Source organism: Dokdonella aquatica, from assembly GCF_051987395.1.
In the GTDB taxonomy this organism is placed as follows: domain Bacteria; phylum Pseudomonadota; class Gammaproteobacteria; order Xanthomonadales; family Rhodanobacteraceae; genus Dokdonella.
The window spans coordinates 3,712,808-3,727,045 of record NZ_CP197094.1; the positions used below are offsets into that span (position 1 = coordinate 3,712,808).

At 68.7% G+C, this 14,238-nt stretch carries 11 protein-coding genes; 3 read left to right on the forward strand and 8 right to left on the reverse strand.

Translation table 11 applies throughout. The annotated features are described in order from the left end of the window. Positions 1–85: 85 nt before the first annotated feature. Both ACQQ2N_RS16460 and ACQQ2N_RS16465 read right to left on the reverse strand, forming a co-directional pair. Positions 86–3,454, reverse strand: coding sequence for a S8 family serine peptidase (locus ACQQ2N_RS16460; protein WP_440222656.1), 3,369 nt, complete (start codon positions 3,452–3,454; stop codon positions 86–88). A 94-nt stretch (positions 3,455–3,548) separates the two neighbouring features. Further along, positions 3,549–4,202: a glutathione S-transferase family protein gene (locus ACQQ2N_RS16465; protein ID WP_440222657.1), complete on the reverse strand. Its 654-nt coding sequence runs from the start codon at positions 4,200–4,202 to the stop codon at positions 3,549–3,551. A 253-nt stretch (positions 4,203–4,455) separates the two neighbouring features. On the opposite strand from ACQQ2N_RS16465, the gene ACQQ2N_RS16470 reads away from it, so the two are divergent. Then, complete coding sequence (locus ACQQ2N_RS16470) at positions 4,456–6,621, forward strand: CotH kinase family protein (RefSeq protein WP_440222658.1); 2,166 nt, start codon at positions 4,456–4,458, stop codon at positions 6,619–6,621. Positions 6,622–6,788: 167 nt separating this feature from the next. Here the strand turns inward: ACQQ2N_RS16470 and ACQQ2N_RS16475 are convergent, their stop codons facing one another. The 4 genes from ACQQ2N_RS16475 to ACQQ2N_RS16490 form a co-directional block, all read right to left on the reverse strand. Next, entirely contained in the window at positions 6,789–8,024 is a 1,236-nt protein-coding gene (locus ACQQ2N_RS16475) for an alpha/beta hydrolase family protein (protein ID WP_440222659.1), read from the reverse strand. Positions 8,025–8,269: 245 nt separating this feature from the next. Further along, positions 8,270–9,703, reverse strand: coding sequence for a M56 family metallopeptidase (locus ACQQ2N_RS16480; RefSeq protein WP_440222660.1), 1,434 nt, complete (start codon positions 9,701–9,703; stop codon positions 8,270–8,272). Next, the gene (locus tag ACQQ2N_RS16485; RefSeq protein WP_440222661.1) at positions 9,703–10,089 is read right to left on the reverse strand and encodes a BlaI/MecI/CopY family transcriptional regulator; all 387 of its coding nucleotides are present in this window, start codon (positions 10,087–10,089) and stop codon (positions 9,703–9,705) included. Before ACQQ2N_RS16485 ends, ACQQ2N_RS16480 begins: the two co-directional genes overlap by 1 nt. Positions 10,090–10,348: 259 nt before the next feature. Continuing rightward, complete coding sequence (locus tag ACQQ2N_RS16490) at positions 10,349–11,815, reverse strand: right-handed parallel beta-helix repeat-containing protein (RefSeq protein WP_440222662.1); 1,467 nt, start codon at positions 11,813–11,815, stop codon at positions 10,349–10,351. A 203-nt stretch (positions 11,816–12,018) separates the two neighbouring features. On the opposite strand from ACQQ2N_RS16490, the gene ACQQ2N_RS16495 reads away from it, so the two are divergent. Beyond that, on the forward strand, positions 12,019–12,285 hold the full coding sequence (locus ACQQ2N_RS16495) for a DksA/TraR family C4-type zinc finger protein (protein ID WP_440222663.1): 267 nt from the start codon (positions 12,019–12,021) through the stop codon (positions 12,283–12,285). A 21-nt stretch (positions 12,286–12,306) separates the two neighbouring features. Here ACQQ2N_RS16495 and ACQQ2N_RS16500 read toward each other — a convergent pair whose 3' ends face one another. Next, a complete protein-coding gene (locus ACQQ2N_RS16500) occupies positions 12,307–12,666 on the reverse strand; it encodes a YkgJ family cysteine cluster protein (RefSeq protein ID WP_440222664.1) in 360 nt (119 codons plus the stop codon). A 200-nt stretch (positions 12,667–12,866) separates the two neighbouring features. Here ACQQ2N_RS16500 and ACQQ2N_RS16505 point away from each other — a divergent pair, with 200 nt between their 5' ends. Beyond that, complete coding sequence (locus ACQQ2N_RS16505; RefSeq protein ID WP_440222665.1) at positions 12,867–13,631, forward strand: ThuA domain-containing protein; 765 nt, start codon at positions 12,867–12,869, stop codon at positions 13,629–13,631. Between the two features lie 33 nt (positions 13,632–13,664). Here ACQQ2N_RS16505 and ACQQ2N_RS16510 read toward each other — a convergent pair whose 3' ends face one another. Then, the gene (locus tag ACQQ2N_RS16510; protein ID WP_440222666.1) at positions 13,665–14,237 is read right to left on the reverse strand and encodes a mechanosensitive ion channel domain-containing protein; all 573 of its coding nucleotides are present in this window, start codon (positions 14,235–14,237) and stop codon (positions 13,665–13,667) included. Between the last annotated feature and the right edge of the window lies 1 nt (position 14,238).

The window sequence follows — 14,238 nt, forward strand, 5'->3', positions numbered from 1 at the left end:
GCGACGAACGGCCGTCGTCGCAGGTGCCGGCAAAGAAGACGGGGCGCCGAAGCGCCCCGTCGGGTGGATCAGGTCGCGTGTACGGTCACGGGATCGGCGGGTCGAAGCCGTCCGCGAAGATCGCATCGGTCATGATCGCGCAGCCCGTGACCTTGATGTCGTCGACGTACCAGCCCTCCTTGGCCTGCGAGGAGTCCGTGCCGAGGCGGAAGCGCACCTGCATGGTCTGCCCGGCGTAGGCGGCGAGGTCCACGAGCACGGGGCCCGTGGTGTAGGGACGGGCGGGATCGTCGCACCATGCGTTCAGGCCACCGAGCGGATTCGCGAAGCTCGTGCTGATCGCACCACGGTAGCTGCCGCCACCGACGATGCTCGAACCCGGCACCTGCGTGAACGTCGTGCCGCCATCGATCGAGACCTCGAGGATGCCGCCGTCGTAGCAGCCGGTCGCACCGTTCTGCTCGACCTGGCGCCAGTTCTGGAAGCTCAACGTGAGCGGGCTCTGGTTCGACGGCAACGTGATCGCCGGCGAGATCAGGCGCTGGTCGCTGACGGTCGCGATATCCACGGCGAGCCAGGCATGCGTGCCCGAGTTCGGTCGGACCGTGCTGCGCGTCCACGTGCTCGCGCCGGTGCTGCCGGTCGTCGTCCAGCCGTTGGTACCGCTGTCGACGTCGTCGCTGAAGATCGTCGTCTGCACCTGGCCGATGTCGGTATCGCACTGGCCCGGCGCGACCGCCGTCCGGAAACTGCGCACCGCCGAAGCCGTGCCGCCGCCGCAGATGTTGTCGGGCGTGACGCGCCAGTAGTACGTCGTTCCCGATGCGAGTGCAGTGGTCGGCGTGAACGTGGTCCCTTCGAGCGTCGTGTCGATCACGGTCGTCGCGAACGTGTTGCTGGTCGACACCTCGAGGCGGTAGTTGGTCGCCTGCGCGCTGGCCGCCCAGGTGAACACCGGCGTCGTGGCCTGGCCGACGGCCTGGTCGGCCGGCAGCGTGAGCGTCGGCGCGGCGGGCGTGGCGGTGGCGATCGTCAGTCGGCGTTCGATCGAGCTGGTCCTGTCGGCGTTGGTGCCCGTGATCGTCAGCGTCGACGTGCCCGCGGCCGCGGCGGACGTGTTGGCGACCGTCAGCGTGCTAGAGCCGGGCGGCGTCACCGTCGGGCTGCTGAAGCTCGCCGTCGTGCCGCTCGGCTGTCCCGTCACGGAGAGGTTGACCGGCGTGGTGTAGCCGAGGATGTTGCCGACGTTGACCGTGTACTGCGCCGTCGCGGGCGCACACACCGCCAGCGAGACCGGAGTGGCCGCGAGCGTGAAGCCGGGCTCGTTGGCGCAGTTGCGGCAGACCAGTGCGAAATCCTGGTCCGTCGCGGAGCCGCCCGGGACGCCGTCACCGGGCAGGTTCGTCGCACGCACGCGCACGGTGACGCTGCCACCCGGGTTCGGGATGATGACGCCTTCCGTGTTGTTGCGCGCGTCGGCCGTGCCGCCCGTGGTCGAGGCGTTGTTCGTGATGACGTTGCCACGGTACAGCTGGCCGCCGGTCTCGACCTCGAGATCGAGGTTGTTGACGAGGGCGGGATTGGCACCGGTTGCGGCCGCGGCGTCGGTCCAGGCGAGCGAGACCTTGAGCGGACGTCCGGTATCCGGCACGCCGTAGGTCGCTTCCCAGGTCTGGCCGACGGTCGAGAGCACCTGCGTCTGGTCGACGTAGGTCGACGAGATCTGGTCGAGTCCCATGCTGCCCGGGAGGTCGACGCGGCCCCAGCCGTAGTTCGTGTTGGGGATGCTCGTCGCACCGACGGCCTTGGCACCGTTGATCAGCAGCGCCTTGATCATCGCGGGGCTCGGCGTCGCGCCCGAGTTGTTGTCGCGCCACCACGAGGTCAGCAACGCCGCTGCGCCCGCCGCGTGCGGCGAGGCCATGCTGGTGCCCGAGCACAGCGCATAGTTGTTGCTCGTGCCGGCGATCGCGGTGCCGCACTGCGACGCACCGGCCACGCGACGGGACGAGGCGATGGTTTCGCCCGGTGCCGCGATCGTCGGACCGAAGCGCCCGTCGTTGGTCGGACCTCGGCTCGAGAAGCCCGAGATCGTGTCGATCGCGCCGCCGGAACGGTAGTTCTGCGTGCTCGCGGTGATGATCGGGTTCTTCGCGGCCTTCGGCGCCGTCAGCGTGCCGGCGCTCGGGCCGCTGTTGCCGGCCGAGAACACCATGATGAAGGGTTCGGCGGCCGGCGTGTCGAAGTTGCCGTCGCGGATGATCTGGTCCCAGGTGCGTGCGGCAGCGGTGTAGCTCGTGCCGCCACTCTCGCCCGAGGTCCAGCTGCCGTTGCCGCCGGATGCGCCGCCGAGCAGCGCGTCCTTGGACAGGACCTGCCAGCCACCCGCGGGCGGCCACGGCACGGCGCCGACGCAGATCGGGTTCTGGGCGAAGATGCGCACGCCCGGCGCGACGCCCTGGCCGTAGAGGAAGCCGTTCGTGTCGAGGATCCCGGTCGCCGCGGTACCGGCGATGATGCCTGCCACGTGCGTGCCGTGGCCACCGCTGGCGTTGTCGTCGCCCGGGCCGCCACCGGCCGGGCAACCCGGATACGTGACGCCGCCGACGATGCGGCTGGCGAGGTCGGGATGGGTGAGGTCGACGCCACTGTCGATGACGGCCCAGGTCACGCCCGTGCCGGTGTAGCCGAGCGTGCCGAGCCACGGCACGTAGCCCGGCGACGGCACGTTGGTCGCGCTGTAGTTGCGCGCGAGGACCTGCGAGGAGATCTCGTCGTCGAGGATCGGCTTGGGGCTCTGGTGCTCGAGCCACACGACCTGCGGCAGCGCGGCGAGGTCGGCGAGTCGGCCGGCATCGACCTCGACCCAGGCATTCTGGAACACGCCGTCGGCCTGTGCCGCGCCGTGGTTGAGCACGCGCGCGCCGGCCTGATCGAGCGCCGCGAGCAGGCCGTCGACGTCGCCGTCGTTGTAGAAGAACACGCCCACGTTGCGGATCATGCCCGTGTGCTTGCCGAGGTCGGGTGCGATCTTCCAGTCGGGCAGGTACTCGCCCTGCCAGCGCACGTTCGGATGCGCCTCGAGGCTTTCACTCGCCTGTCCCGTGGACCAGACGAGGAACGTGTTGTCGGGGTAATACTGCAGCGGCTCCACGCCGGCGGACTTGAGGTCCTGCAGCCAGTCGCCTTCGATGGCGCCGTTGAACTGGACGAAGCGCAGGCCACGACCGTTCGCCTCGGTACGATAGGCGGCGAGGTCGCCGGGCACGCGGCTGCGCGGATCGAAACGCAGGTCGCCGAAACTGATGAAACCGCCACCGGCGGCGGCGAGTGCCACGGCGATCGAGCCGTGTGCGGTGGCGACGGCGCCGACGGGCGTCGCGTTGAGGTGGCCTCCCGCGGCCAACGTCAGCGCGAGCGCGGCGGCGAGCCGCGTCGTGATGAGCTTCTGCATGGTGTATCCCCGATAGTGTGGTACGAGCACGCACGGCCCCCTGAAGCCATGCGAACCCCAACCCTACCATCGGTCGCCGGGCAGGGCGAGGGCGTCAGTCGCGATCGGGGGCGCCGAGGGGAAAGTAGCTCCGGTACCGGCGCGCCTCGTCGACCGCGCGGGCGAACGACGGCCTCGCGAGCAGGCGCCGGCGGTAGGCGTGGACGTTGGCGAACGCTTCGGGAATGCGGTGCGACCAGTCGGCGTAGAACAGGGCCGGCGCCGCGGAGCAGTCGGCGAGGCTGAACCCGTCGCCGGCCGCCCACTCGCGCCCGTCCATGTAGCGCTCGAGCCAGGCGTAGGCGTCGTCGAGCATGCAGCGCGCCTCGGCGACCCCGTGGATGTCGCGCACGTCCTCGTCGCGCAGGGCGTCGGCGACGATCTTCTGCATGGGCGTGGAGACGTAATTGTCGAAGAAGCGGTCGAGTGCACGCACCTCGAGCGCCGCCTTCGCGTCGTCGGGCAGCAGTCGCGCCGGGCCCCGGTGGTACAGGTGCAGGTATTCGATGATGGTCGTGGCCTCCACGACCATGCGGCCCGCGTCGACCAGCACGGGGAACTTCTTCATGGGCCACAGCGCTGCCAGCGTCGCGCGGCTCTCGTTCGACTCGAGCAGGCGCCACTCGAACGGCGTCGCGTTCTCGTAGAACGCGACGAGGACCTTCTGGCAGTACGACGAGAACGGGTGGGCGTGCAGCTCGAGACTCATGGCGTTTCCTTGTCGATGGAATGTCGTACGACGAACGGGGAGGACGCGGATCGACACGGTCGCATGGATACGGCCACCCGTACCGCGCCATCCGCCGGCGCGCCGATTCTGCGGCGCCGATCCTAGATTTCTGCAACGTTGCGGTCGATCGTGACGGTATCGTGACAGCGGGGTTCCGGCCAGCCATCGCCGCCGGACGACACATGAACGGGCTGCCTGTCCTGGACGAGCGGTCCCTGCAGGAGGGAACACCATGGCTTCGATCCACCGGATGGCCGCACTCGCCACGCTCGCGTGCGCACTGGCCGCACCGATGTCCGGCGCGCTCGCGCAGGACCTCTACGACACGACCACGCTGCGCACGTTCAACCTCACGTTCCACGACGCGAACTGGCTGCAGCTGCTGCGCAACAACTACGTCTCGGGCACCAACATCCTCGCCGACCTCGAGGTCGACGGCACGGTGTATCCGAACGTCGGCGTGCGCATCCGCGGCAACACCTCGTACACGGGCCTGCCGAGCGGCTCGGAAAAGTTCTCGCTCAAGATCAACGTCGACCACGTCGATCCTGACCAGAAGGTGCTCGGCTACGACAACCTCAACCTCAACAACGGCTTCCACGACCCGACGTTCACGCGCGAGGTCGTCTACAACAACTACGTCGCGCAGTTCATCCCGAACCCGCGCGCGAACCACGTGCTGGTCACGCTCAACGGCCAGAACTGGGGCGTCTACATCAACGTGCAGCAGCCCAACAAGCGCATGCTGCGCGACTACTTCACCAACGCCGACGGCGTGCGCATCAGCTGCTCGAACAACCCGAACGGCCCCGGACTCGCCTACAACGGCGCCAATGCCTCGGGCTATTCGGTCTACGAGGTCGACAGCGACGGCGGCTTCGCGAACCCGATCGTCGAGGCCTTGATCCCTGTCACCCATGCGCTGTCGAACGAGCCGCTGGCGACCTGGCAGAACATCGACGCCAGGTTCGCGATCGATCCCTCGATCTGGTCCGTGGCGCTCGAGAACGCGCTGACCGACGACGACAGCTACGTCAACAAGGGCTGCGACTTCACCACCTACCGCAACCCGATCGACGGGCGCATGCACCTCACGCAGCGCGACGCGAACGAGTCGTTCACGGCCTCGAACTGGTCGATCACCCGGAACTTCACGGCGACCAACAAGCCCGTGCTGAGTCGCGTGCTCGCCGTGCCCGAGATGCGCCAGCGCTACATGGCGCACTACCGCACGATCAAGCGCGACCTCAACTGGACCGCGCTGCAGCCCGTGTTCACGGCGCACCGCAACCTCATCGACGCGGCCGTGCAGGCCGATCCGAAGAAGCTGTACTCGTACCAGCTGTTCCAGAACAACTTCACGAGCACGGTGACCTTGCCGTACTCCGGTCCTGCAGGCGGCACGCTGGTCGGCCTGCAGCAGTTCCTGACCGAGCGCAACACGGTGTTCAACCAGAGTGCCGAGCTGTCGGCTTCCGGGCCCGTGATCGCCTCGGCCCAGGCGTCCACCGACACACCCGCCGCGAACGGCCAGGTCTGGATCACCGCGAACGTGACGGCGGCGGCCGGCGCCGGCATCTCGAAGGTCGAGCTGTTCTACCGTTCGACGCCGGCACTCGGCTACCAGCGCGTGACGATGCTCGACGACGGCAACTCGGGGGATGGCGCTGCCGGCGACGGCGTCTACGGCGCGCTGCTGCCGGTCACGGGCAGCTCGGGCCAGCGCGTGGCCTGGTACGTCGGCGCGACCTCGACCAACAGCTACGCCTCGTCGGCGTTCTCGCCGGATCGTGCCGAGCGCGGACCGCGCTACGTCGAGTACGCGGTCGTACCGACCGGCGGCATGCGCATCACCGAGTGGATGTACTCGGGTACGAGCGGCGAGTTCATCGAGTTCACGAACGTCTCCGGCGCGCCGGTCGACATGACCGGCTGGAGCTACGACGACGACCACGCGCGCGCCGGCACGTTCGACCTCAGTGCGTTCGGCACCGTGCAGCCCGGCGAATCGGTCGTGCTGACCGAGAGCACCGCGGCGGCGTTCCGCACGGCCTGGGGCCTCGACGCGAGCGTCAAGGTGATCGGCGAGCTCGGTCTCGCGAGTGGCGAGAACCTCGGCCGCAACGACCAGATCCATCTCTACAACGTGCTCGGCGAGATCGAGGACCGCCTCTATTACGGCGACCAGACCTACACGGGCACGATCCGCACGCAGAACCGCAGCGGCCAGGCGGCATGCAGTGCGCTCGGCCAGAACACGGTCGCCGCCTGGCAGCTCGCCACCGTGGGCGACGCGTTCGGTTCGGTCACCGCGACCTCGGGCGACGTCGGCACGCCGGGCCGCTACGTCACCTCGACCTGCTCGACGGACGTGATCTTCGCCGACGGCTTCGACTGATCACGCGGTGACCGTCCGATGCACGAAGGGCCGGGATCATCCCGGCCCTTCGTGTTTTCGGCGGTGTGGATCCTGATGGCACGCCCCGATCAGGGCATCCGGTAGCGCAAGCTTGCCGCTGGGTGCAGCAGGCCGTTCCACACACGCGTGGTGCTTGCGCGGTGGCGCTACTCCTGCTTCCGGCGACCTGTCACGTCCTTCAACCAGGTCGACATCGCAGCCAGTACCGAAGGTGCGACGGTCTCTTCGATCAGGAAGTATTCGCTGGCCTTGCCGGTCCGGGCGGTCTGCAGGTTGTGGTTGATGCCCGGGAGCTGGCGCACCGAGGTGCGCGGGTGGACGCGGTGCGCCAGCGAGCCGGTGATCGCTGCGAGGTTCTCGGCGGGCGGCACCTGCAGGTCCTTTTCTCCCACCAGCGCGAGCACGGGGCACCTCAGCTTCTCGAGATGCACGCGCGGATCGAGCTGCAGGAATCGCCTGAACCACGGCGTGAGCAACCCCTCGAAGGCCTCGTCGGGGAATCCCTCCTCGGGAATCTCGAGCTTGGCTTTCGTCTCCGCGGGCAGCTCGCGGGTGGTCCTGGCCATGGCCGCCAGTGCGTCCCGATGGCTCAGCGTGCCCGCCGCGATCTCGTACAGGCCGCGCTCCTGCGCCTGGTTGAGCAGCACGAGCGATTCCGGCATCCCGTCCGCACGCCTCGCCGCCGCGTCCTGAAGACTCTTGATGTCCATGCCGGGCAACCCGGTACCTGTGAGCATCACGATGAACGACACGTCGCGCGGCGCTGCGGCGGCCGCCATGGCCGCGACGATCCCGCCCTCGGAGTGTCCGGCGATGCCGACCCGTTCCGGGTCGATGTTCGGCAGCATCTTCAGGTAGCGCACGGCAGCGAGCGCATCGGCGGCGTAGTCGTCCGTGGTCGAGCCCGGATGGGCTTCGCCGCCGGTGAGGCCGACGCCGCGCTTGTCGTACCGCAACACCGCGAACCCCTGCCGGGTCAGATGATCGGCCAAGACCCACAGCGTCTTGTGCAGGGACAGGCCGCCGTCGCGATCGTGAGGGCCGCTTCCGGCAACCAGGACGACGGCCGGAAAGGAGCGGCCCGACGCCGGATAGGTGAGCGTGCCGACCGGCGACACGCCGGGGTCGGGCGTGTCGAACACGACGTCCTGCGAGACATACGGATACGGCGCCACGGGCGTCTGGGGGCGAGGGCGCTCGGCATGGACGAGAAAGCGGCCATGGACGTGATCGATCCGGTACGAGGTGGGAAAGCCGCTCGGGCCTGTCCCGGTGATCCATGTTGTTTTGCCCGCAGAGGGCGTCGCGGGAGGGGATGTGAAAACGACCTGGCGTTCGGCGAACGCCGCGCTGACGGCATCGAAGGATTCGGCCGAGAACATGAAGCGATGGATCGTGTGCGCGTGGGCTGGAGGACGCTCCTGCGGAGCGGCGGGTGCGGTCCCGGGAAAGGCGAGCCCGCACACGAGCAGAGGCGCCCACGCCACCGAACGCGTGGTACGTGCGGGGAGGTGCGCGGTCGGAGCGTATCTGCGGGAAGGTCGGAGGCTGATCATCGGTGCACCGGTGGCAGTGGTAAGAATCGGGTCATGAACTACTAATTCCTTAGTAGATGGTGGCAAAAAAATCAGCTGTCGTGAGGGTTCACCTTCAGCGCCGTCATGGCGATCGCGTCGCGCATCAGGGCGCCCCGAACGCCGGTCCGGGCGACGACTCCGGCGTCGCCTGCGACGAGACGCGGGATCATCTCGAGCTCGCTCGCATCCGCGATGGGCGATGGCGGCGATCGTGGGGACGCCGGTGATGGTGGCGACGTCGGCGACGTCGGCGACGCGGGTGATGGTGGTGACGGAGGCGACGGTGGCGATGCCTGCGGTGCCGCGCTGACCTGCGGGACGTCCTCGATCGCGTGCCTCGCGACGTGTCCGCCGAACGACGGCCTGACCTCGCGGCGCACGTCGACACCTGCATGAAGGCGGTGCGAGGCTCGCGGGCCGGCGAGCGCGACGCTGCGGTCGTCGTCAGGACGCAACGTACCCTCGGTGGGCGATGCGCTCGCCGGTCCCGGCACGGGATGCCACAACGGCTCCACCTCGCTTGCGATCAGCAGTGCCGAACCGAGCAGCATGGCGATGCCGATCGGCATGCGCTGCTGCCTGTGTACAGAGGGCGAAAGAAGTCGGGTGATCCTGCACACGAGCGCACCTCCACGAGCAGCGAGCACGAGGCGCGGGAGCACCGGCCGGTGGCGTTCGAGTTCCGCGAGCGCCTCGGCCAGGGCGATCGCGTCGCCACAGGCGGCTACCGCCAGATCGTCACAGGCATGCTCGCGTTCCTGCCGGATGCGCCGCCCCAGCCACCATGCGGCAGGATGGAAGAACAGCAACGACTCGGCCACGCACTGCAGCCCGTTCCACAACCAGTCGAGGCGACGGACATGCGCGAGTTCGTGGGCGAGCAAGGCCTCGACCTGCTCGCTCGGCAACCTTGTCAGCAACGACAGCGGCAACCAGATCACCGGCCGCAGCAGGCGCGCGGTGAACGGTGTCAGGACATCGTCTGCAAGCCGCACGGTGACCTTGCGCGAAATGCCCAGTGCACGCTGCAGCACCTCCACACGCCGTTGCCACTCGGGCGGCAGGGGACGGAACGCGCGGCGCTCGAGCATCCCGATCAGATGCCAGCCACCCCATTGTTTCAGCAGCATCGCCGCGACCCCGATCAGCCACGACAGGCTCACGGCGAACGCGAGGCCGTGGGATGGCGGCGGCACGGAGAAGGGCGCGATCGCATCGACCGTCATGACCGTGGCCGACGCCAGCGTTCCGAAGCTCGTGGTATCAGCCGGCGGTGCCAGGAAGTGCGCGAACGTCGCCGCCGGCATCGCGACCATCGCGAACAGGAACATCAGCCCCGCCACATGACGCGCCGCTGCACCGTGGCGGGCCAGCGCCCGCAGCACGAGGGCTGCCATGAGCGCCAGCAGCGTGACCTGCCACAGCGCGTGCAGCAGCGTCGAGGCGAGTGCGGGCGCGAACGTGGCATGCCAGGGCGTATCCATCACGGTGTCCTTCTGGCCTTGGCCTGCGCGATCAGCTTCGAGATCGCGTCGAGATCCGCAGCGCTCGCGGCATCGTCATCGAGCGCGCGCTGCACGAGCTTCACCGCCGAGCCGGAAAAGGCGCGCTGCATGAGATCGTGCAGCAGCGAGGACTGCACGTCGCCTTCGCCATGCACCGGCACGTAGGTATGGCTGCGCTCGGATTCGTCACGGCGCACCAGCCCCTTGTCGGCCATGATCGTCAGCATCTTCAGCACCGTGGTGTAGGCCGTGTCCTTGCTGCGGCTCAACTCGCCATGGACGTCGCGCACGGTGCACGGCGCCCGGCGGCTCCAGAGCACGCGCAGGATCGCGAGCTCGCCCTCGGTGGGGTGTGGTGAAGGCATCGACGATCCCTGCTGCAATCTACGCCTTTATTAGTACTAATTGGTTAGTAGATGTCAAGCGGGCGCAATGCCGGTCTGCGGGTCGCAGTGTGCTCACGCGGCGTGTGGTGGCTCCCGTCGTCGGGGCAGCCGTCTGGCCGCGCCTCTCGATGCCTGCATGTGCTGTCGCCGAAGTCGGGCGCTTCGATGGACGCGTCGCACGAACGCACGAAGGGCCGGGTATCGACCCGGCCCTTCGTCCTTTCCAGCAGTGAGTCGATCAGTTCGGATCGAAGCCGTGACGGAAGATGCCGTCGCCGTAGCGCTCGTAGGCACCGATGTCGGCGATGCCGTTTCGGTTGGACGGATCGCTCCACGTGCGCACGAAGCCCTGGCCGCGCTGGTCGGTGGTGAGGCCGCCCGGGTTGATGCCCTTGTCGATGACCGGGCTGTTCGCGGCGATCGGGTGCACGGGCACAAAGCCTCCCTGCATCGTCAGCGGTTGCACGCGGGCGTCCGTGGCGAACAGGTTGGTGTCGTTGCTGCCGTTGATGACGCCGGCATCGGTGAGCGTCGCGAACGCGTTGTGGCTCGTGTCGAGCTGGCTGGTCGGCGTGCCCTGCGAGCGCGTGACGTCGATCGGCACGTTCTGGTTGCCGTGCGTGTTGTCGGCGAACAGCGAGCTCTGCAGCGTCACGCGCGTGGTGCCGCCGTTGTTCACCCACACGGCACCGCCCGCGTTTTCGGAAGGCCCGCGCTCGGGGGAGGTACGGTTGCCGACGAAGCTGCTGTTGCGCACGGTCAGGTTGCCCTGCCAGATCGCGAGCGCGCCGCCACGGCCGGACGGATGCAGCGAACGGTTGGCCGAGAACGTCGTGTTCTCGACGATGTTGACCGGCGCACCGGTGTTGATCGTGCCGGCGAAGTACAGCGCACCGCCGAACGGCTCGCCGGCGGTGTTGCCGACGAACGCGCTGCGCGAGACGAGCAGGTTGCCGATGCCGTCCGCGGCCATCGCGCCGCCGTTGTAGATCGCCTCGTTGTCCTGGAACAGCGTGTCGGTGACGATCGCGCTCGAGGCCGATGCGTAGAGCTTGATGCCGCCGCCGCTGAGTTCGGCGGTGTTGCCGATCACGCGCGAGCGCTCGAGGCGCAGCACGCCGCGGTCCATGTAGATGCCGCCGCCCTGTGGCTGGAAGCCGTCGGCGACGGCGTTGCCGATGATCGTGCTGTCGGTGATCGTGAGGTCGGCGCCGCTGACGCTGATCGCGCCGCCCTTGCGGCCGGCGACGTTGTCGCGCAGGACCATGCCGGCGAGCGTGATGCGGTCGCCGCGCGAGGACAGCTCGTAGAACACCGCACCGCCGCTGTCGTCGTTGCCCGAGCGCATGAGGCCGCGCGTGAGGGTGAGCCCCGACAGCGCGAACGTCTTGTTCTGCGTGGTGTTGCTGAAGGCGAAGATGCGGTTCGCCTGGTTGCCGTCGATCGTCAGCACGCCCGCGCCGGGTCCGGTGATCGTGAGGCTGTCGGTCACCGACAGCTGGCCGCTGGTCAGCACGATCGTGCCGGCGAGACCGGCCTGGAACTGGATCGTGTCGGCGCCTGCGGCGGCATTGGCCTGCGTGATCGCGGCGCGCAGGCTGCCTGCGCCGCTGTCGGCGAGGGTGGTGACCGTGAGCGTGGCGGCACCGGCGCACGGCGCGACGGCGATCAGCGCGGCGCTCAGGAAGGGACGGATCAGTGTCATGGCGGCAGTCCTTGGGTAGTCGTCGGTCCACGTCGCGAACGCAGCGCGGCGTGGTCGACCTCCATGACGAGGCGGCGGGACGTTTCCTATCAGGCTGTCGTGCGCCGCTGTCGCCCGCACCGTGCCCATGCTTGCAGCGCCGCCACGATGGCCCCATAACGGCGGCTCGAAGATCGCAAGGGGCGACGCCCCGGGAGGTCGCGATGGCGACGGGTTGGGCCGGTGATGGCGCGGTGCAGGATCAGATCGACGCGACGGTCGGCGACGCAGTGCAGCGTGCGCGCGCACGCCTCGGCAAGGGCCCGGGCCGCACGAGGTGCGAGGAATGCGATGCCGCGATCCCGGCCGCGCGACGTGAAGCCGTGCCGGGCGTGCGCCTGTGCGTGGCGTGCCAGGAGGAGCACGACCGTGACGAGGTCGTCAGCAGCGGCTACAACCGCCGCGGCAGCAAGGACAGCCAGTTGCGTTGACGGTACCGATGCGCGTGCGCGTCACGACGCGCGCGGCGTCGCCCACTCGGCCAGCGTGAGCGGCGCGAGGCCGTGTCGGAGGCGCGCCTTGTCGCATTGCGGGCTGACCGTGCCGTCCTCGTACGAGGCCATCACGGCCCGGCACGGTGACGGACGTCGCGGGTAGATCGTGCACGCGGTTTCGATGCCGACGTCGCCATGCAACGCGACGCAGCGTGGTGTCTTCGCGTTCGTGCCACGCATCGCGAGGCGGTGCGGATCGAGCGTCTCGGCGAGCGCTTCGGGAACGCCGATGTCGGAGTCGTCCGTGGTCTCCATCCAGTGGAACGCGACGCGATAGGTCGCGCAACAGGCGCCGCAGCGTTGGCAGGGATGCAGCATGGGACGGGCAGGCGCCGGCAGCCGGGAGAAGGCGCGGATTCTAGCGCCGTATGGCATGGGTCGTGACGGCGCGATCACGCGACCAACCTGAACGCCGTGCCGCCGGCGGGAGGGCTCCGGATTGCCGGTTCCGAAGGTCTTGTCTACCGTGCCGATGTCTCGTGAGGAGCTTCGTCATGCACTGGATGCCGGCCGTTATCGTGTCCGCCTCGCTCTTCGCCGCGACGTGCACGCCGCCATGCGCAGCGGCGGTCGGAGGCGACGGCTTCCGCGTGCTGGCTTTCAGCAAGACGGCAGGTTTCCGTCATGACTCGATCGACACGGGGCACGCGGCGCTCGCGTCGCTGGGGACGCAGTACGGCTTCGAGGTCGTGCGCAGCGAGGACGCGTCGGCATTCAACGCAGCGAATCTCGCCACGTTCGAGGTCGTCGTGTTCCTCAACACGACCGGCGACGTGCTCGATGCCACGCAGCAGTCCGCGCTCGAGGCATGGGTGCGGGGCGGCGGAGGCTGGCTCGGCGTGCACGCGGCCGCCGATACCGAGTACGACTGGCCGTTCTACGGCACGTTGCTCGGCAACGGGGCGTGGTTCCTGTCGCACCCGGCGATCCAGTCGGCCGGCGTACTGCGCGAGATCGCCACGCATCCGGCCACGGTCGTGTTCGAGGGTCGACAGGTGATCGAGGACGAGTGGTACAACTTCCGAGCGAATCCGCGTCCGGTCGTCGACGTGCTGCTGCGCATCGACGAGTCGAGCTACTCGCCGGGTGGCGGCGCGATGGGGGCGGACCATCCGATCGCGTGGTCGCACGCGGTCGACTCGGGGCGTGCGTTCTACACGGGCATCGGCCACCGCTCCGAGGTCTACGCGCGGGACGACGTGCGCGCGCATCTCGCCGGCGCGGTGTTCTGGTGTGCGGGACGGCCGTTCGACCGGCTGTTTCGAGCAAGCTTCGACGGCTGAAGCCGTTGCGGCGGGGCTTCAGCGTGCTTCGCGCTACGGCTGCCACGTGGCCGGCACGTCGCCCGAACCCCAGCAGCGCGTCGTGCGCTGGAAGAACAGGCTGTTGGGGATCTGCAGCACGGCGCCGTCGTGCGCGGGATCGACCTCGCGCAGCGTCGTGTAGATGAGGTTGATGTCGATGACGCGGCCCTTGAGGCCGGGCTTCTCGCCGTTCTCGAGCAGCTCGATGTGGTCGTGCAGGCGGAACGGGCGCGTCGTGAAGATCAGCATCGCGCAGAAGATGTTCGACAGCACACTCCATGCCGCGAAGAACGCCACCGCACCGACCGCCGCGAAGCCCGTGAACGCGGTCCACAGCACCGTGCCCGACACACCGAGCACCTGCAGGGCGAGCAGCAGCGCGCCGATGTTGATGATCGTCGAGGCGACGCGGCGGCCGCTGATCGCGAGCTCGGCCGGCATCGCGTAACGCTCGCGGACGCGCTCGAGCGCGGTGCGTACGATCGTGCGCAGCAGCCAGGCCGCGGCGAGGATCAGCAGCACCTGGGCCAGTGGCGTGATCACGCCGAGCCATTCGTGCAGGAACAGGGGGAGATGGTCTTTCATC